Annotated in this window: 14 protein-coding genes; 5 read left to right on the top strand and 9 right to left on the bottom strand. The window is 70.9% G+C overall.

The window, feature by feature from the left end; all coding sequences use genetic code 11:
• Position 1 precedes the first annotated feature (1 nt).
• From OWM54_RS42255 to tesB, 3 genes are all read right to left on the bottom strand, one after another.
• The gene (locus OWM54_RS42255; protein WP_223783375.1) at positions 2 to 541 is read right to left on the bottom strand and encodes a PDC sensor domain-containing protein; all 540 of its coding nucleotides are present in this window, start codon (positions 539 to 541) and stop codon (positions 2 to 4) included.
• A gap of 266 nt (positions 542 to 807) precedes the next feature.
• A complete protein-coding gene (locus tag OWM54_RS42260) occupies positions 808 to 1,503 on the bottom strand; it encodes a type 1 glutamine amidotransferase (protein WP_223748779.1) in 696 nt (231 codons plus the stop codon).
• 54 nt (positions 1,504 to 1,557) lie between these two features.
• Positions 1,558 to 2,436: an acyl-CoA thioesterase II gene (gene tesB / locus OWM54_RS42265; protein ID WP_223748599.1), complete on the bottom strand. Its 879-nt coding sequence runs from the start codon at positions 2,434 to 2,436 to the stop codon at positions 1,558 to 1,560.
• A 149-nt stretch (positions 2,437 to 2,585) separates the two neighbouring features.
• Between tesB and OWM54_RS42270 the strand changes: the two genes are divergently transcribed.
• The 3 genes from OWM54_RS42270 to OWM54_RS42280 all read left to right on the top strand — a co-directional run bounded on the left by OWM54_RS42270 (position 2,586) and on the right by OWM54_RS42280 (position 6,388).
• Positions 2,586 to 4,211 (top strand): M28 family metallopeptidase, encoded by a 1,626-nt coding sequence (locus tag OWM54_RS42270; RefSeq protein ID WP_267701000.1) that lies wholly within the window; start codon positions 2,586 to 2,588, stop codon positions 4,209 to 4,211.
• 222 nt (positions 4,212 to 4,433) lie between these two features.
• A complete protein-coding gene (locus OWM54_RS42275; RefSeq protein ID WP_223748601.1) occupies positions 4,434 to 5,324 on the top strand; it encodes a bile acid:sodium symporter family protein in 891 nt (296 codons plus the stop codon).
• 56 nt (positions 5,325 to 5,380) lie between these two features.
• On the top strand, positions 5,381 to 6,388 hold the full coding sequence (locus OWM54_RS42280) for a hypothetical protein (RefSeq protein WP_223748602.1): 1,008 nt from the start codon (positions 5,381 to 5,383) through the stop codon (positions 6,386 to 6,388).
• 91 nt (positions 6,389 to 6,479) lie between these two features.
• On the opposite strand, the gene OWM54_RS42285 is transcribed toward OWM54_RS42280, so the two are convergent.
• The 3 genes from OWM54_RS42285 to OWM54_RS42295 all read right to left on the bottom strand — a co-directional run bounded on the left by OWM54_RS42285 (position 6,480) and on the right by OWM54_RS42295 (position 11,072).
• Positions 6,480 to 6,962: an FKBP-type peptidyl-prolyl cis-trans isomerase gene (locus tag OWM54_RS42285; RefSeq protein WP_141333454.1), complete on the bottom strand. Its 483-nt coding sequence runs from the start codon at positions 6,960 to 6,962 to the stop codon at positions 6,480 to 6,482.
• A gap of 110 nt (positions 6,963 to 7,072) precedes the next feature.
• Positions 7,073 to 8,635 (bottom strand): ribonuclease H-like domain-containing protein, encoded by a 1,563-nt coding sequence (locus tag OWM54_RS42290; protein ID WP_267701001.1) that lies wholly within the window; start codon positions 8,633 to 8,635, stop codon positions 7,073 to 7,075.
• A 19-nt stretch (positions 8,636 to 8,654) separates the two neighbouring features.
• Positions 8,655 to 11,072, bottom strand: coding sequence for a DEAD/DEAH box helicase (locus OWM54_RS42295; protein ID WP_267701002.1), 2,418 nt, complete (start codon positions 11,070 to 11,072; stop codon positions 8,655 to 8,657).
• Positions 11,073 to 11,161: 89 nt separating this feature from the next.
• Between OWM54_RS42295 and OWM54_RS42300 the strand changes: the two genes are divergently transcribed.
• Positions 11,162 to 12,409: an SLC13 family permease gene (locus OWM54_RS42300; RefSeq protein ID WP_267701004.1), complete on the top strand. Its 1,248-nt coding sequence runs from the start codon at positions 11,162 to 11,164 to the stop codon at positions 12,407 to 12,409.
• A 1-nt stretch (position 12,410) separates the two neighbouring features.
• On the opposite strand, the gene OWM54_RS42305 is transcribed toward OWM54_RS42300, so the two are convergent.
• Complete coding sequence (locus tag OWM54_RS42305) at positions 12,411 to 13,235, bottom strand: hypothetical protein (protein ID WP_223748606.1); 825 nt, start codon at positions 13,233 to 13,235, stop codon at positions 12,411 to 12,413.
• 161 nt (positions 13,236 to 13,396) lie between these two features.
• Between OWM54_RS42305 and OWM54_RS42310 the strand changes: the two genes are divergently transcribed.
• Positions 13,397 to 14,089, top strand: a complete 693-nt coding sequence (locus OWM54_RS42310; protein WP_141332434.1) for a general secretion pathway protein GspE — start codon at positions 13,397 to 13,399, stop codon at positions 14,087 to 14,089.
• A gap of 15 nt (positions 14,090 to 14,104) precedes the next feature.
• On the opposite strand, the gene OWM54_RS42315 is transcribed toward OWM54_RS42310, so the two are convergent.
• Complete coding sequence (locus tag OWM54_RS42315) at positions 14,105 to 16,123, bottom strand: cyclic nucleotide-binding domain-containing protein (RefSeq protein WP_267701005.1); 2,019 nt, start codon at positions 16,121 to 16,123, stop codon at positions 14,105 to 14,107.
• Positions 16,123 to 18,243, bottom strand: coding sequence for a HEAT repeat domain-containing protein (locus tag OWM54_RS42320; RefSeq protein ID WP_267701007.1), 2,121 nt, complete (start codon positions 18,241 to 18,243; stop codon positions 16,123 to 16,125). The genes OWM54_RS42315 and OWM54_RS42320 overlap by 1 nt, the downstream gene beginning before the upstream one ends.
• Between the last annotated feature and the right edge of the window lie 43 nt (positions 18,244 to 18,286).

The following is an 18,286-nucleotide window of genomic DNA, read 5'->3' on the forward strand; positions in this document are numbered from 1 at the left end:
TTCAGAGGTCGAGCAGGGAGAGCGAGAGGGTGACGGCGCCGATGACGCGGCCCGCGTCGCGGACCGGCAGGGACACCTGGACCACGTAGGCCTGGGAGGACTCGTCGAAGAAGGGCTTCTCCTCGAGCATGCGTCCCTCGCGGAACGGCACCTGGAACTTCTCCTCGTCGCCCTGCCAGTAGTCGGACGTGCGGCGCGTGGCGCCCACCAGCGCGCCCAGCCGGTCCATGGCGAAGGCCTCCGCCACCACCCGACTGCCCAGGGCCTCGCGGTGGCGCGCCAGCACCCGTGAGCAGCGCGCGTCGAGCACGCGCTGCTTGAAGGGCGTGAGCGCCGGCGTGGACAGCCAGACGTCATCCTCCGCGCGGATGGTGGCGAGCGTCAGGCCGCGCGCGTTCTGGGCCCGCACGGCTTGAACGAGCTCCGGATCCGCGGCCACGCGCTGCAACGCCGCCTGGAGCCGGCTCACCTTCGCGAGCTGCGCGGCGCCGTCCGGAGGAAGTCCTCCGAGCAGCAGGAGCGCCATGCCGAAATGCCACATCACGACCTCAACGCGTCCGCACGCTGCATCGGCGAGACAGACTTCCCCCTCTCCGCCGGCGGATGTGTCGACGATACATGAATGAGACGTCGCCGGTGAGCCCCACACCTGAACGGCCCCTCACCTTCCCTCCGCTCACCTGCCCGCCCGGAGCCATCCTGACCCAGGCTCAGCCCCGCTCATTCGTGAAACACTGAAACCCCAAGCGGACGACGAGGCTGCGCCGGGTACAACGTGACCGCGAGCCCTTCGCGTCAGCGATGTCTTCAGCGAACCGCCTGGGCGAAGTGACGTGCGAGTCTTTGCAGCAGCTCGCGGTTCTCCGGCTCCGCGGCCTCGAGCCTGGGGAGCTGGCTCACCAGCTGCGTCACGTCCTTGTGACGCAGCGCGAGGTCCTCGGCGCCCAGCTCGAACCAGCGTCCCAGCTCGCGCGCGGTCAGCTCCAGGTGGAACTGGAAGCCGTAGGAGCTGCCCAGCCGGAAGGCCTGCTGCGTGTAGCGGTCCGTGGACGCGAGCAGCGTCGCGCCGGGCACGGCCTTGAACGTGTCACCATGCCAGTGGGCCACGGTGCCGCGCGGGCGCGCGCCGGTGATGACGGCGTCCTTCAGGGCCTCCGGCGTCCAGCGCACCGGGCCCACGCCGACCTCGAAGCCGTTCTTGCCGGGGAAGACCTCCGCGCCCGCCGCGTCCGCGAGCAGCTGCGCGCCCAGGCAGATGCCCAGGCACGGGCGCTCATGGGCCAGCCGTTCCATGAGGATGGAGCTCTCGTCGCGCAGGAACGGGTGCTGGTCGGCTTCGTAGACGCCCATGGGGCCGCCCATCACCACCACCAGCTCCGCGTCCACGTCCTCGTGCCGGACGGCGCGGAAGCGGTGGACCAGCGTGAAGCCCACCTCCGTCAACGCGGGTCCCAGCAGGCCGACGCCCTCGTGCTCCTCGTGCTGATACACCACCGCGCGCATCGTCACGTCCCCTTCCGCCCCGCCTGGGGCTGCTCGGCCAGCGACGTCCTTCGCTCACGACGTGGGCTTGTCGCCCTTCAGGATGCGCAGCAGTCCCTCCTGCGCCACGGACGCGACGAGCCTTCCCTCGCGCGTGTAGACGGAGCCGCGAGACAGGCCGCGCGCGTTGCCGGACCACGGGCTGTCCATGACGTACAGGAGCCAGTCGTTCACCTTCAGGTCCCCATGGAACCAGAGGGCGTGGTCCAGGCTCGCGCCGATGACGTGGGGCTGGAAGAAGCTGGCCGCGTGCGGCAGCAGCGCGGTGCTGATGAGGTTGAAGTCGGACGCGTACGCGAGCACGTACTTGTGCACCTGCGGGTCCTCCGGGAGCGCTCCGTCCGCGCGAATCCAGACGGCCTTGCGAGGCTCCCCCGGCACCGGATGGAACGGGTCCATGTAGTCCACCGGCCGCATCTCGATGGGCTTGTCGCAGAGGATCTTCTCGCGCAGCCGCGCGGGGATGCGGTCCACCTGGCGCTTGAGCAGCTCCAGGTCCGTGGGCAGCGCCTCGGGAGGCGGCACCGCCGGCATGGGCGACTGGTGCGCGTACCCGGGCTCGTCGCCGTGGAAGGAGGCCATCATCGTGAAGATGGGCTGCCCCTTCTGGATGGCGACGATGCGCCGCGTGCTGATGCTGCCGCCGTCGCGCACCCGGTCCACCGTGTAGACGACGGGCTGGCTCGCGTCGCCGGGCCGCAGGAAGTACCCGTGCAGCGAGTGCACGTGCCGCGCGGTCTCCACCGTCTGGCTCGCCGCCGACAGGGCCTGCCCCAGCACCTGTCCGCCGAAGAGCTGACGGAAGCCCAGATCCTGGCTCTTTCCGCGAAAAAGGTTTTCCTCGATGACTTCCAGCTTGAGGAGCTCCAGCAGCTCGTCCAGGACGCGGCTCATGAGGCGTCGTCCTAGCCGACCCTGGCCACGGCTGTCGCGCCCCGTGTGCGTGACGCGTCCCGGAGAGGACGGCCGCTCGGGGAACGAAAGGAAATGAGGAGCGGGGCCGGGCGTTGAGCCAGGGAAGCCCTTCTTCCACGAGCCCGCCCTTGCGCACACCCCACCTGCTGACGACGTTGTGCCTGTTGCCCTCGCTGGCCCTCGGCGCCGAGCCCGCCGCGCCCCCGTCCGACGCGGAGCGCTGGTGGGGCCATGTCCGCCACCTCGCGGACGACGCACTGCAGGGGCGGGACACCGGCAGCGAGGGCCACCGCAAGGCCGCGGCCTACGTGGCCGAGCAGCTGGCGGCGCTCGGGGTGAAGCCCGGCGTGGGTGACAGCTACCTCCAGGAGGTGCCGCTCGTCTCCCGACAGCTCGTCGAGGCGAAGTCGAGCCTGGCGTTGGTGCGCGACGGCCGCGCCACGCCGCTGGTCATCGGTCAGGACGCCATCATCTCCCCGCGCTCGGGCGAGGCGGGTTCGGTGGAGGCGCCCATGGTCTTCGTGGGCCACGGGCTGTCCATCCCGGAGGCGGGCCACGACGACCTGGCCGGCGTGGACTTGAAGGGGAAGATCGCCGTCTACCTCCAGGGCGGCCCGGCGCACGTCTCCGGCCCGCTGCGCGCGCACCACAGCTCGCAGGCCGAGCGCACGAAGGCGCTGAAGAAGGCGGGCGCCCTCGGCACGGTGATGCTGCTCAACCCGAAGCTGGAGGAGACGCCGTGGTCGCGCACCGCCGCGTCGCGACACCAGAAGGCGATGACCTTCGCGGACCCGGCGCTGGATGAGAGCACGGGCCTGAAAGTGGGCGTCACCGTCAACGCGGCCCACGCGCAGAAGCTGTTCGCCGGCGCGCCGCACTCGTTCCAGGACCTCCTGAAGCGGGCGAACGCGAACCAGCCGATGCCGCGCTTCGAGCTGCCCGCGCGCCTGAAGGCGAGCTCCGAGCGTGTGTCCTCGCGCACGACGTCGCCCAACGTGGTGGGCCTGCTGCCGGGCAGCGACCCGGCCCTGGCCGGCGAGTACGTGGTGCTCACCGCGCACCTGGACCACGTGGGCGTGGGCCAGCCCGTGGACGGTGACAACCTCTACAACGGCGCCATGGACAACGCGACGGGCGTGGCCGCGGTGCTGGAGGTGGCGCGCGCGCTCACGGCCCGGAAGCCGGGGCGCTCCGTGCTGTTCGTGCTGGTGACGGGCGAGGAGAAGGGCCTGCTCGGCTCGCGCTACTTCGCGCTGCGCCCCACGGTGCCCGCGGACACGCTGGTCGCCAACTTCAACCTGGACATGTTCCTGCCGCTGTTCGCCTTCGAGCGCGTCGTCGCGTACGGCCAGGAGGAGTCCAACCTCGCGACGCCGCTGGCCCAGGTCGCCTCCCGGCACGGCGTGAAGCCGATGCCGGACCCGGAGCCCCACCGGCTGCTCTTCATCCGCAGCGACCAGTACTCCTTCATCCGCCAGGGCGTGCCGGCCTTGTCCTTCAAGTTCGGCTACGCGCCGGGCTCCGCCGAGGAGCGCACCTTCAAACGCTGGTACACACGCCACTACCACGCGCCGTCGGATGACCTGTCGCAGCCCATCCACCAGGAGGGCGCCGTGAAGTTCGTCCGCATGCTCGCGGACCTGACGCTCGCGGTGGCCAACGCCCCGGAGCGCCCGCGCTGGAACGACGACAGCTTCTTCCTGCGCTTCGCGCCGACGAAGGCGAACGCGACCCCCTCCCTGAGCAATCCATGACACCGCCCATGCGGGCCCGGTAACACGCGTACAGGTGTAGCTTTCCATCGACGTGACAAACAATGACGCCCGGCGTCATCGCTGCTCACGTGCGGGATGCAAATCGCAAGGGGTGGCTTGAAGCGAGACACCCATTTGCGCCACGCTTGTTTGCATTGAGACATCTGCCGCGAGACGGGCGAGGAGCGCCCGCACATCGACGGGGGGCGAATGCAGTCAAACGTGTTCACCGCGGTTCTGATTCCACTGTCGTTGGCCGTCATCATGCTCGGCCTGGGACTGTCGCTGACGCTCGCGGACTTCAAGCGCGTCATCGTCTACCCGCGAGCGGTGATCGTGGGGCTCGTGTGCCAGATGCTGGTGCTTCCCGCCGGCGGTGTGCTCATTGCCCATGCCTTCGGACTGGGGCCGGAGCTGGCGGTGGGGCTGATGTTGCTGGCGGCCTCCCCCGGCGGCGCGACGGCGAACCTCTTCAGCCACCTGGCCCGCGGTGACGTGGCCCTGAACATCACGCTCACGGCGGTCAACAGCGCGCTGACGCTGGTGACGCTGCCGCTCATCGTGAACTTCTCGCTCAACCACTTCATGGGCGAGGACCGGGCGGTGCCCATGCAGTTCGCCAAGGTGCTGCAGGTCTTCATCATCGTGCTGGGGCCGGTGAGCATCGGCATGCTGGTGCGCTCGAGGAAGCCCCAGGTGGCGCTCAAGCTGGACAAGCCCATCCGCATCATGTCCGCCGCGTTCCTGGCGGTGGTCATCGCGGCGGCCGTGTACCAGGAGCGCCAGAACATCGGCGCGTACTTCCAGCAGGTGGGCCTGGCGGCGCTGAGCTTCAACCTGTTGAGCATGGGCGTGGGCTTCGTGACGCCGCTGCTGTTCCGGCTCCCCCGGCGTCAGGCGGTGGCCATCGGCATGGAGATCGGCATCCACAACGGCATCCTCGCGATGACGATTGCGATGAGCCCGCTGCTGTTGGGCAACGCCACCATGGCCATCCCGCCGGCCATCTACAGCATCATCATGTACTTCACGGCCGCGGCGTTCGGCTACGCGGTGACGCGACGCCACGCGGACGAGCAGGACTCTCCCGCCGCAACCCCCAGTCGTTCCTGAAGCACCCGCCGCGGTTCCTCCCCGCCGCGGTCTCCCCCACCCGAGGAAGTGTCGAGATGATGCTCAAGCGTCTATCGCTGTCCATCTGCACGCTCTGTTTGAGCCTGGGTCTGGTGTCCCCCGCGGCCGCGCAGCAGTCCGCGGCCACGCCGACGCCTCCGCCGGATGCTCCCACGGCCGGGCCCACGAACACCCCGGAGGTCGCCCCCGCCAGCGAGCCCTCCCCGGTCCCCCCACCCCGCCCCATCCCCAACGTCCGGCTGTACATGACCAGCTTCAACCTGTTCCGCGTCAACCCCATCGGGTTGGAGACGCAGAACCGGCTGGTCATCCAGAAGCGGCTGTTCAACAGCGAGTCCGTGCTGATGCGCGACACGTTCGTCAACGCCGCGGCCCTCATCAAGGCGAACCCCGCCTCGTTGAAGGTGGGGCCGATGTTCGAGATCCAGCCGATCGCCCTGTTCAACCTGCGGCTGAGCTACGAGTACACGAACTTCCTGGGGACCATGGGCTTCCTGCAGGGGTACGCGAACCCGCTGAACGACTTCTCGGATGACGCGCTGGATGCGCGCGAGGACGCGGCCTACAGCACCAGCGGCCACCACTTCCTGGTGGAGCCGACGCTGCAGGCGAAGGTGGGCCCCATCGCGGTGCGCACCAAGTTCAGCATCGAGTACTGGAACCTGTCGCTGCGCGACGGCGAGACGACGTTCTATGACCCGATGCTCGACTCGCTGCTCGCGGGCAAGGGCTGGGTCTTCACCAACGACTCGGACGTCGTCTACCTGTCGGGCCGGTGGATGCTGGGCGCGCGCTTCAGCGGCGTGTGGCCGCAGTACACCGAGGACCAGGGTGTCTCCGACGCCTTGAAGGCGGACAACAGCCACATGCGCGCGGGTCCGGTCGTCTCGTATGCCTTCAACACGGACGAGGGCACGATGTTCAACCGCCCCACGGTGCTGGGCATGGTGGCCTGGTACCTGAAGCACCCCAGCCGCCAGGAGGCGATGCCGTACCTGCTGCTGGGCTTCTCCTTCAACTCGGACCTGATGGGCGGGCGCTAGTCCACGTCAGGGAGGAAGGGCCGCTCCCGCGAGAGGACTTCGCGGGAGCGGAGGTGGGGCCCGGGGCTCACGAAGGCCCCGGGGATTCGAATCAGTGGTGGCTGTCCGGGCCGTGCGCGTGGCCGTGCTCCAGCTCCTCGGCCGTGGCGGCGCGGACGTCGGCCACGGTCAGCTGGAAGTGCAGCGTCTTGCCGGCGAGCGGGTGGTTGTAGTCCACCACCACGGTGTCGCCCTTGATCTCCTTCACGAGCAGGTCGACCTCGTCGCCCTCGGGGTCCGTGGCGGTGAGGATGCCGCCCTCCTGGAGCTCCAGCCCTTCGGGGAACTCGTCACGGGGGACCTCCTCGAGGCCCTCGGGGTCATGCGGCCCGTAGCCGTCCTCGGGGGGGATGACGACCGACAGGCTGTCTCCCTTCGCCTTGCCCTCCAGGGCCTTCTCCAGGCCGGGGACGACCTCCTCGTGGCCCTGCAGGTAGACGAGCGGATCTCCCGGCTCGCTCTCGTCAATGAGCTTTCCATCGCCGAGGTGAAGCTTGAAGTCGATGGAGACGACACTGTCCTTCGCGATTTTCATGGCGCCTCTCTTAGCGCAGGCCGTTGTCCAACGCTCCCATCATGTGCTCGGCCGGTCTGCGGGAGGGCGTGGGAGCGGGGCCCCCCGCCCGAAACCGGACGCAAGGGCGTTCAGGGGCCGGGGCGAGGTGGGCGGGCGCCCAGGTCCAGCGCGCGGGCCCGCGTGCTCCGGTCGATTCGGCCCTCCAGGCGAACGATGCGGCGCCGGTGGTCCTCCGGCAACTCCGCCGCCGCCGAGAGTCGGGCGTGGCGCAGCGCGGCCGCGAGGTCCTTGAGGGAGTGCTCGTAGAGCTTGGTCAGCTCCAGGTGCAGGCTCGCCGCCTGGAAGCCCCGGGCGGACTGGAGGGCCTGGTGCAGGTGGTCCGCGGCGGCCTGGGGCTCGCCGGCCATGCGGGCCAGGCGCGAGGCCAGGGCGTGGGCCTCCATGCCCACGGTGCCGGAGCCTTTCGTCGCCGCGGCCGCGAAGGCCCGGGCCCGGGTGTGGTCTCCCGCCCGGAGCGCCACGCTCGCGAAGCCGAGCAGGTCCCTGGGGTCCTCGTCCCGGGGAACGGCGGTGCCGTCGCCGGCGCGGAAGCGGCGGACCATCTCGCCCAGGAGGGCGGCGAGGAGGAGGAGGTCGTTGGCGTTGTGCTCGAGCACGGGCGTCAGCGAGGCGCCGTCGCCGCCGCGCAGGTAGCGGAAGTACAGGTCCGGGATGAGCGAGCCGTCCACGTCGTCGACGCGGCGCAGGCCGAGCACCTGCTCCTCCATGTGGACCAGGCGCGTGCCGGCGCCCCGGTGCTTGAAGACGCGGCGGGCGCAGTGGAGCAGGTCCAGGTGGGGCAGCTCGGCGGGGGCCTTCACGCGGTTGAGGACGAAGCGCGTGCGCAAGAGCGGCCAGTCGAAGCTCTTGCCGTTGAAGGTGACGATGCAGGAGGAGCGGGCCATGCGCTCGGCGAGCACGCGCAGCATGGGGGCCTCTTCGCCGAGCTTGCGCAGGAAGAGCTGGTGGACGCGCAGCGAGCGCCCCTCGAACCAGGCGAGGCCCACGAGGAACGGCACGGTGCCGGTGCCGCCGGCGAGGCCCGTGGTCTCCGTGTCGAGGAAGAGCATGCGCTGGTAGTCCACGCCGGCCAGGTCCTCGTGGAGCGCGAGCCGGGCGACCAGGGCGCCCTCCACGTCGAGGGCGCCGGCCACGGGGGCGCTGCCGTGGTGGTGGTCCGGAGGCAGGAGGCGCTCGGAGACGTGGACGGTGCCGTGCGGTGTCTCCTGGGCCACGACGGGCAGCGGACCGGGAGGAGGACGTGGCTGGGTGGGACCTCGGCGCGCGGCCGTCTGGCCCTGGCGCTCGGACCAGTCCGCGAGCATCCGCCGGAGGGACTCGATGCGCGGGTCGCTCGGGCGCGCGGGGGCCTGGGGCGATGCGGTGGCGGCTGACGGTTCGGGCGCGATGGAGTGGCGCGATGACGCGTCCGGCCCGGGGGCTTGTCCCGTATGGGCAGGAGCCGGGGCGGCTGACACCGTCGGCGGCGGTGACGCAGGAGCGAAGGTGTTCGCCTCGGCTGAACGCTCCGCGACGTTCCCTGGTGGAGCCCTCCCCTCGTCCGACGGCTCCGGGAGCGTGGCCACGCGGCTCGCGGGCTTGCCGCCGGGGCCCACGCCCGTCAGTCGCGCCAGCTTTCGCTTGAGGTCCACGCGCCGAGCCCTCCGCCGTCTACTGCACGCCCGCGACGCCGAGCAGGCTCAGCACCTCGAGCCCCAAGCGCTTGCGCGGATGCGGGTCCACGGGAGCCTGTCCCGGCATGACACCCGACGCCGGGCCGATGCACGCCGGGCAGCCCTCCTCACACGCGCAGGACTCCAGGAGTCGCCGCGCGCGCACGAGCAGCTCGTCGCGCTGGTCATACAGCCGCGCCGCCAGCCCCACGCCGCCGGGGATGTTGTCGTAGAGAAAGATGGTCGGATCGAACCCCACCCCGCCATCCTTGCGCGGAGGCCCGTCCGCGTCATCGCGGCTGCCCAGCGTCTTGCCGATGTCCCGAGGGTCGATCATCAACCCCACGCACGCCACCGTGCGCAGCGCCGTGGCGATGCCTCGCAGCGCGTCGATGACCGCGGGCCTCGGCGCCTTCATCGAGCGCACCACCGACTCCGGCACTGTCAGCCACAGCGCCGTGGTGTGCATCTGCATCTCCGGCAGCGCCACCTCGCCGTAACCGACGTTCTCGTGCGTGTGGTACTTGATCTTCTTGTACCCCACGACCTTCTCGATGACGCTCACCTCGCCCATGCCGGCCTGGAGCGACGGGCCCACGGGCGCGCCCTGGTCCTCCTGGATGACATTCACGCGCACGTACGTCATCGCGTCCGTGAAGTAGTCCGGCGCCACCTTGCGCACGAAGGCCTTGTGGTTCTCGTAGTCGAACTGCTCGACCTGATACTGCTCGGCCTCGTGCTGGTAGATGGCCTGCTCGTGCAACATCGTGTGCGCCGAGCGGAAGTCCATCTCCGCCAGCGTGCGGTCCGTGCCGCGCTCGATGATGACCACGTTGTCCCAGCCCACGCTGCGCAGTGACACGTGGTTCGCCGGATACGCATCCGAGGACCAGTGGAACACGCGACGGCCGCCCTCCCCCGCCGTCGGATGCACCACCTGGTGCTGTGCGAGGAACCCCAGCGCCTCCGCCGTCGACTCCGCCGGCACGTCGCCGAAGGCCTCGCCCTCCTCGAACGGCAGCTCGAACGACGCGCACTTGAGGTGCTGGACGAGGATCTCCACGTTGTCCGGATCGATGCGCGCGTGCTCCACCGGCGCGCCGATGAGGAAGCGCGGGTCCGCGGCCATGTACTGGTCCAACGGCGCGCTCGACGTCACCAGCAACGCCAGGCTCCCCGCGCCACGACGTCCCGCGCGGCCGAAGCGCTGCATCAGCGCCGCCACCGAGCCCGGGTAGCCCGCGCACACCACCGCGTCCAGCGAGCCGATGTCGATGCCCAGCTCCAGCGCGTTCGTCGCGACGACACACCGAACCTCCCCCGCGCGCAGCGCCGCCTCCGTCGCCCGCCGCGTCCCCGGCAGATAGCCGCCCCGGTAGCCCTGGATGAGCGACGGATCCAGCTTCTCCTCGACGAACCGGTCGCGCAGGTACTTGAGCATCACCTCGATGTTGTTGCGCGACTGTCCGAACAGCAGCGTCGACACGCCAGCGCGCACCAGGTCCGACGTCAGCCGCACCGCCGTCTTGAGGTAGCTGGCCCGGATGCCCAGCTCCGCGTTGACCACGGGCGGGTTGAACACCATGACCCGCCGCTCACCCGCCGGCGCCCCGCTCTGGGCGACCAGCTCCACGTCACATCCAAGCATCCGCCGCGCGTGCGCCTGCGGATTGCCGATGGTCGCTGACGCGGCGATGAACACCGGGTCCGAGCCATGGAAGCGCGCCACCCGACGCAGCCGGCGCAGCACGTTCGCCAGGTGCGAGCCGAAGACGCCCCGGTACGTGTGCAGCTCGTCGATGACCACGTAGCGCAGGTTTGAGAACAAACGAGCCCAGCTCGCGTGGTGCGGGAGGATGCCCGTGTGGAGCATGTCGGGGTTGGTGAGCAGCACGCCCCCTCGCTCCCGGGCGGCGCGGCGTGCGTCCGCCGGCGTGTCCCCGTCGAAGGTGATCGCGCCATGCGTCAGCCCGGCCTCGCGCATGAAGGCCCGGAGGGATTCCTCCTGGTCCCTGGACAGCGCCTTGGTGGGGAACAGGTAGAGGGCGCGCGCCTGGGGCTCCCGGGCGAAGCGATCCATCAGCGGCAGGTTGTAGCAGAGGCTCTTGCCCGAGGCGGTGGGGGTGGCGATGACCAGGTTCCGGCCCGCGCGGGCCAGCCGGAAGGCCTCGGCCTGGTGGGAGAAGAGCTGCTCGACGCCTCGCTGGCGGAGCGCCTCACGGACCTGGGGGGCCACGTCCTCGGGGATGGGCGTGAACGAGCCGACCCGGGCGGGGGTGGCCTCGTCGAGTGAGAAGCAGGGCGACAGGCCCCGGTCCGCCTTCCATTGCTGGAGCACGGAGTCCAACCCCCCGGGGGCGTTCCACGGGGTGCGACGCGGGCCACCGAAGGCCCCTTCTTCCTTCTCGAACTTCATGGGTCGGGCACTGTACAGGTGTGTACCGGGGCGGACAACGCGAACACGGTCGAGCACGCCGGACGGGGCTCGGCTAGGTTCCCGCGCCCGTGGCCCTCGCCATCTTCCTGTTCACCTACGTCTTCATCGCCGGCGCCCGGCTCCCCTTCCTCAAGCTCGACCGCCCCGGAGGCGCGCTGCTCGGCGCGGTCCTCATGGTGGTGTTCGGCGTGGTCTCGCCCGCGGAGGTCTTCAACCACAGCGAGGACACCGCGAAGCACGCCATCGACGCGGACACCATCGTCCTGCTGCTCGGGATGATGCTGCTGGCCGCGTACATGTCCCAGGCCGCCGTCTTCCGCACGGCCGGCGCCTGGGCGGTACGTCGCGCCCGCACGCCCCACCTGTTGTTGATCGCCGTGACGTTCATCTCCGCGGTGCTGTCCGCGTTCCTGGTCAACGACACGGTGTGCTTGATGCTCACGCCGCTGGTGCTCGCCACGGTGGATGACGCGAAGCTGCCGCCCGTGCCGTACCTGCTCGCCGTGTGCATGGGCAGCAACAGCGGCTCGGTGGCCACCTTCACCGGCAACCCGCAGAACATGCTCATCCAGGGCGCGTCGGGAATCTCGTACGCCAGCTTCGCGGCGTACATGGCGGTGCCCGCGCTCCTGTCGACCGTCATCGTCGCCGCCGCGCTGGTGTACCTCTTCCGCAACGAGCTGAGCACGAAGCGCTTCGAGCCCCAGCCGCCGCCGCCGCCCGTGGACCGCTGGCTCCTGGTGCTGACGCTCACGGTGACGGTGGGCGTCATCGTGGCCTTCTTCGCCGGGCTGCCCATGAGCTGGAGCGCGCTGGCCGGCGCCGCGCTGGTGATGGCCCTGTCCCGTCGCGAGCCGCGCGAGGCGCTCGAGCGCGTGGACTGGGTGCTGCTCTTGTTCTTCGCCAGCCTCTTCGTGGTGGTCTACGGCGTGAACAAGCACGGCTGGGCGGAGGAGATCCGCCTCATCTTCGCGCCGCTGATGGCGGGGCCGCCGTGGCGGGAGACGCTGGGCTTCGCGGGGCTGACGCTGGTGGCGTCCAACCTCTTCAGCAACGTGCCCTTCGTCATGCTCGCGCGCTCGTGGGTGCCCACGCTGCAGAACGTGGAGCTGGGCTGGCACGTGCTGGCCCTGGGCTCCACGCTGGCCGGCAACCTCACCCTCGTCGGCAGCGTCGCCAACCTCATCGTCTTCGAGGCGGCGCGCGGCAAGGTGGACATGTCCTTCATGCGCTACCTGCGCGTGGGGCTGCCCGTGACGCTCGTCAGCTTCGTGGTGGGGATCGCGGTGCTCCTCGCGGAGCACGCCCTGTTCTGACTCAGGGGTCCGGGTCCGGCAGCTCGCCCGGCGCCAGCTCCGGGTCGGGCGGCTTGGGCGGCTCGACGAAGGTGGGCGCGACGGCGTCGGGAGCGGCGGGGCCCGGAGGCGTCGCCACCGAGGGGCCGCCGCGACGGTCCCTGGGCGTGAGGTCCTTCACGAACTCGAGCGCCACCTGATCGAGCAGCGTGGTGAGCGCCTGGCGGAACAGGTCCGGGTTCTTCCCCACCTTGAACGGGTCCAGGTGCTCCGCGCCCGCCTCCACCTGGTCCACCTCGAACGGGTGACGCCACACCTCCGAGCGCCCATCCAGCGTGAACATCCGGCCATAGCCGCGCAGGAAGGCACCCGCGTGGCCCTTCTTGCTGCGCATGCCGTACTCCTGCACCACGAATTCGACGATGGTGTCCGCGCCCAGCGGCGTCACCAGGTCGTAGTCCGGAGCGTTCGCGGGGACCTCCTCCACCAGGAAGCTCTCCAGCACGGACGCCACGCGCGCGGGGTCCACCGTGTACGTCCACGGGGCCTCGCGAGGCAGCTGTGTCAGCGTGTTGACGCGCAGCCGCTCGGAAATCTCGAAGCGCGTCACCGCCTGCTGGAGCTTCACGGTGAGCCGCCGGTCCGCCTCCACGGGCTCCAGCTTCTTGAGCTTGTCGCCGTACGCGGAGTCTTCGCGGAATACGAAGCTGCGAGGTCCCGCGCCGTCCTCGATGCGGGAGATGAAGGCGGGGCGGCGCACGCGGTCCAGGTCGGCGCCGGCGAGCCGCTGCGACGCACAGCCGGCGCAGAGCGCCAGCGCGAGAAACGGGAGAAGGCTTCGCGTCATGACCTGAGACTTACCCCATTGCGGGGCGGCCCGCCCCTTCCGGGCCCGTGGCGCCGCCCTGCCCTCCCGACGAGCCGTCCGCTGGTATGCTCCCGCGCGTGAATCCTTCCTCCGTGGCACCCCCTCCCCCCGGCCGTAAGCGCCGGCTCGGGGAAATCCTCATGGATGCGGGTCTCCTGACCGAGACCCAGCTTCGCTCCGCGCTGGCCGAGCAGCGCAAGTGGGGAGGCCGCCTGGGCCTCACGCTGGTGCAGATGCGCTTCGTGGACGAGAGCTCCATGGTGCACGCCCTGTCGCGCCAGCTCGCCATCCCCACGGTGGACCTGGATGCCCTGACGCCTTCGGCTCCGGCGATGCAGGCGCTGCGCGTGGACATCGCCGAGCGCTACACGGTGTTCCCCACCGCCTACGAGCCGTCGAGCAAGCTGCTCACGGTGGCCACGTCGGACCCGACGAACGTGGAGTCGCTCCAGGAGCTGGCGTTCCACACGGGCCAGCGGCTCCAGGTGGTGGTGGCCGCGGCTTCGTCCATCGAGCGGGCCATCCGCCGTCACTACCATGGGGAGATCACCTCCACGACGGCGTCTCCGCTGGCGTTCGGAATCGACGAGCAGACCTTCGAGCTGGCGCCTCCGTCCGAGTCGGCCGTGGAGCTGATGCCCGCACCGCGCGCGTCGGGCCCGTCGTCCGTCCGGGAGGGTGAGCTCACGCAGCAGGTGGAGGCCCTCACGCAGAAGGTGACGGACCTGGAGCGCATGGTGGCGCAGCAGGCGCGCTCGCTGCGCGCCATGCTGGAGCTCCTGGAGACGCGGGGCCTCGTCACCCGCGACGACTACCTCGCGAAGGTGCGCTGAGGGACGAGGCCCGGTTCAGACGAGGATGAGGTCCTCGTCGCCGCCCAGGGCCTCCACGCCGAGCACCTGCTCCGTGCGGCGAAGGCGCTCGTCGCTCAGCTCGGAGATGAGCACCAGGATCTGAGGGTGGCTGGAGATGAGCGCGTCGAAGTCGGCGCGCGGCAGTCGCAGGAGCGTGGTGTGACGCCCCGCGGTCACGGTGGCCGTGGCGGGGGTCTTCTGGAGCAGGGAGATTTCGCCGAAGAGGTCTCCCTCCTTCAGCCGCGTGAGCAGGTGCCCGTCCTTGTGCACCTCCACCTCGCCCGAGAGCAGGACGTAGAGCCCGTCCGTCTGGTCCCCATCGCGGATGATGACGTCACCGCGCTCGACGTCGCGGGCGCGGAAGCGCTCCACCAGCGTGCGCCGGTCCTTCCGGTTGAAGGGCCGGAAGAGCGCGGAGGTGTTCATCACGTTGGTGAGCAGACGCTGGCGCACGAACTTCTTCAGGGCCGCGGCCACCTGCGGATGGCTCCGGGAGAGCGAGGCCAGGACGGGCGCGGAGATCTCCAACAGCTGCGTGTCCTCGGAGGCGGCCTCCACGGAGGCGGTGCGCGGCGCTCCGGAGAGGATGGCCATCTCGCCGAAGAACGCGCCGCCCTCGAGCACCGCGAGCTCCACGCGGCGCTCGGCGTCCATCCGGAAGACGCGGGCCTGGCCCTCGCAGATGACGTAGAAGGCATCGCCGTGGCTGCCCTGCTCGATGATGCGCTCCCCCGCGCTGAAGCGGCGCAGCGGGCAGCGCTCGAACAGCTCGATGAAGGCGTCGCGAGGCAGGTCCGAGAACAGCGGGATGGTCGGCAGCGCGTCCAGAGAGGGCGCGTCGGTGATGACCTCCTCGGTGAGGCTGAAGACCTCCTCCTCGTCGCTGACGGCGGCGCTCCCGGCCCGCTGATTCAGACCGGCCTGGGCCGCGAGCTCCACGGCGTGCAGCAGGGAGTCCGCTTCGAGCTCCAGCTCGGTGAAGGACGACGGGCGCGGCGTCACCGCGCGCAGCGATGCGCCCAGCTCGCGGGACACCTCGCGGAACGGGACGGCGGTGGCGCCCGCGGGGGGCGTGGCATCCGCGCGGCGCGGGCGCAGGCCCGGAGGCGCCGAGGGCGGGTCGATGAGCGTGGGCGTCGGCGGGAGGCCGGGCTCCATCGCCTGTGCATCCGCGATGGGCGAGGACAACGCCTTCCACTTCCCGCTCACGGGGGACTTCGCCGCGGGCACAGGTGCCGAGGGGGGCGTGATTCGCTGCGGGGTGCGCGGCGCGAGTCCTGGAGGCAGTGTGCTCGCCGAGGGGGGCGCACCCGGCTCGGGCTCGCCCACGACGACGTCGAAGCCTTCATCCTCGGAGGCGGTGCGCGAGGAGGGCGACGGTGCCATCGAAGCCCGTGCCACGGCAACGGTGCTCGAGGGGGAGAGGCCCGCTTCGGCCCATCCGGTGCTCGACGGCTCGACGTGGGAGGACGGTGCCTCGTCATCGTGAGTGGCGGGCTCGGCTTCCTGCCCCACGCTCACGGAATGGACGACGACCTCCTCCGCGCTGGAGGTCGTGGAGGACGTCTCGACGGAGAGCTCGAGTCCATCCGATGCGTCGCCCGACACCGGTTGCGGGGACGGCGCGGGGCGCTCGGGCGGCGGCGGCGCGGAGAGCGCGCTGCCCATGGGGCCTCGGGCCCGGGCGCCCACGGGCGTGCCTCGGCGCGCGTAGAGGTTCGCCAGCATCTGCTGGACGCCCTGGTGGCTCGGGTCCAGCTCGAGGATGAGCTTGCTCGCGGCGATGGCGCGCGGGAGGAAGCCCTCCTTGGCGAAGCCCTCGGCGGCGGACTGGTACGCGGCGACGGCGCGCTCGCGCTCCCCTGCCTTCGCCCAGGCGTCACCCATGCGCAGGCGCGACTGGTGGTCCTTGGGGTCGAGCTTGCAGAAGTCCTCGTACAGCTCGGCGGCCTTGGAGAAGCGCCCCTTGGTGAAGGCCGCGGCGGCGCTGTCCTTGAGCTTGCGTGCTTCCATTACCGAGCCCCCTCCGAAGCCGTGCCCCCCTTCGCCAGCGCCGCGCCCGCCGCGTCACGCACGGTCCGGAAGTAGTCGCTCTTGAGCGCATCGAGGAACTCCGAGTGCGTCGTCGCGCCCATGCGCTTGAGCGCCGTGGCCGCCGCCGCGCGAATCTCCGGCAGGTCGTGGAACAGGTCCCTCGCCACCACGTCGGCCGCCTGTGCATCCCCGATCGTCCCGAGCGCCAGCAGCACGTCGCGCCTCGCCACGCTGTTGGTCTCGTCGAGCGCCTTGATGAGCGTGGGCACCGCGTCCTTCGCCTGGATGCGCGCGAGCACCACCGCCGCGAGCGCCGCCTCCGGCCCACCCTCCTTCACCACGCCCTGGAGCACCGCCGACGCCGACGCCGGCACCCCGGGGCCCTTCGCCAGCGCGTCCAGCACGAGCAGCTTCTCGCCGCCCATCTTCGGCAGCGCCTCCAGCAAGGCCACCTGCCCCGCCTCGCCCGACTCGGCGAGCGCCTGCGCCAGCGTCTTCTGGAGATCCCTCTCGGGCTCGAAGATTCCCTCGCGAGCCACGGCCACGCCCTCGGCGCCCAGGCGCGTCAGGCCCACGAGCGCCGCCGTGCGCAGGGGGATGCTCGGGTCCTGGCTGTATCCCTTGAGCAGCTCCAGGGCGCCCGGCGCGCGCAGGGTCCCCAGCGCGCGAATCAGCGTCGCCAGCGGGACGAGCCGCTCGGCCTCCACGTCGTCGAACAGCTCGCTGGGCACGCGGGGCTTGACCACGGTGCGGCCCGCGTCCTTGGCCCGCTGCGCGTTGAGCGCCTTCACCCGCTCGAAGAGCGAGGCGTGGCGGGACGCGCGCTCGTCATTCGGCGAGGCCGCGACGTGCGGGGAGGTCGTGGCGGACGGGTCGAACCCGGCGCCGTAAGTCTCGGGGAGCTTCTGGGGGACCCAGTCCGAGCGCAGCGCCTCCAGCCCCTTGGCCTCCTGCTCGTAGAGCTTCTGGAGCTGGGGCACGACGGACGCGTCGCCCACCGCGGCCACGGCGTCCACCGCGAGCATGCGCAGCGTGGCATCGTTCTGGTTGAGCCACGGCGTCACCTTCGCGAGCAGCGGCTGGGCCACGGGGCCGAGCCCGGCGACGGCCTGGAGCCCGCTCGCGGCGGTGGCGGGACGCGCCAGGCGCTCGCCGATGGGGTCCAACGGGCAGCCGCCGCGGGTGCGCATCGCCAGGGCCGCCGCGAGCGCGTCGGACGGGGCACCATCGAGCGCGACGGCGCACAGCGCGGTGTCGGTCTCCGGCGTGCGCGGGAAGGACAGGATGGCGTCGATGGCCAGAGGGCTCACCGCGCTCTTCTCCACGGCCACGGCCTGGAGGCGCGGCGCGGCGGCGGGGTCCTGCAGCTTGCTCAGCGCGATGATGGCGGACTCGCGCAGCTCCGGGAAACTCTCGTCGAGCAGCAGCGCGATGTCGCCCACGGCCCGCTTGTCACCCGCGTCGCCCAGGCCGCGGACGGCGGCGGCGGCGAGGATGACCTGGCTGTCTCGGACCAGGGGCAGGAGCCGATTCACGGCCTCGGGACGACCGCTCTTGCCCAGCTCCTCGGCGGCGCCGACGCGCTCGGGGAGCTCGCCTTCGGTGAGCGTGAGGAGGTTGCGGTCCCACTGGCCCTTGGCCTCGGCGGCCACGACTTCCGCCATGGCGCCCGGCACGTTGGCGTTCTTGAGGGCCTGGACGATGACCTGGCGGGTGGTGCGCCCCCGGCGCCCGTACTGGAGCGTGAGGTAGGCCTTGGCCTTGTCGTTGCGCACCTTGGAGAGCGCCATGGCCGCGCGGCCCTGGACCTCCTCGTCGGAGTCCTCGAGCAGCTCGCCCAGCAGGTCGACGACGCGAGGATCCTGACTCTCGCCGAGCGCGACGGCCGCCTCCGCGCGGACGATGGACGCCAGGTCCTTGGCCGCGCGGGTGAAGAGGATCAGGTCATCGGGATTGCCCTGTCCGGCGAGCTTCTTCACCGCCAGGGCGCGGACCTCCGGTCGAGGACTCTGGAGGTCTGCGAGGAGCTGGTCCCGGCTCCCGTTGCAACCGAGGACCAGGGCCAGCATGAGGATGTAGGGGCGTGCGCCGGTTCGCATCGGTCTCCGCTGAGGGAAACGGTGGAAAAGTCGCGGGGGGTTA

This window comes from Myxococcus sp. MISCRS1 (genome assembly GCF_026626605.1).
Classification (GTDB): domain Bacteria; phylum Myxococcota; class Myxococcia; order Myxococcales; family Myxococcaceae; genus Myxococcus; species Myxococcus fulvus.

Bases quoted from the DNA above. Each gene is read 5' to 3' on its own strand.
- OWM54_RS42305 (WP_223748606.1), bottom strand. From the start codon at position 13,235: ATGACGCGAAGCCTTCTCCCGTTTCTCGCGCTGGCGCTCTGCGCCGGC.
- OWM54_RS42310 (WP_141332434.1), top strand. From the start codon at position 13,397: ATGGATGCGGGTCTCCTGACCGAGACCCAGCTTCGCTCCGCGCTGGCC.
- OWM54_RS42320 (WP_267701007.1), bottom strand. From the start codon at position 18,243: ATGCGAACCGGCGCACGCCCCTACATCCTCATGCTGGCCCTGGTCCTC.
- OWM54_RS42260 (WP_223748779.1), bottom strand. From the start codon at position 1,503: ATGCGCGCGGTGGTGTATCAGCACGAGGAGCACGAGGGCGTCGGCCTG.
- tesB (WP_223748599.1), bottom strand. From the start codon at position 2,436: ATGAGCCGCGTCCTGGACGAGCTGCTGGAGCTCCTCAAGCTGGAAGTC.
- OWM54_RS42255 (WP_223783375.1), bottom strand. From the start codon at position 541: ATGTGGCATTTCGGCATGGCGCTCCTGCTGCTCGGAGGACTTCCTCCG.
- OWM54_RS42280 (WP_223748602.1), top strand. From the start codon at position 5,381: ATGATGCTCAAGCGTCTATCGCTGTCCATCTGCACGCTCTGTTTGAGC.
- OWM54_RS42295 (WP_267701002.1), bottom strand. From the start codon at position 11,072: ATGAAGTTCGAGAAGGAAGAAGGGGCCTTCGGTGGCCCGCGTCGCACC.
- OWM54_RS42285 (WP_141333454.1), bottom strand. From the start codon at position 6,962: ATGAAAATCGCGAAGGACAGTGTCGTCTCCATCGACTTCAAGCTTCAC.
- OWM54_RS42315 (WP_267701005.1), bottom strand. From the start codon at position 16,123: ATGGAAGCACGCAAGCTCAAGGACAGCGCCGCCGCGGCCTTCACCAAG.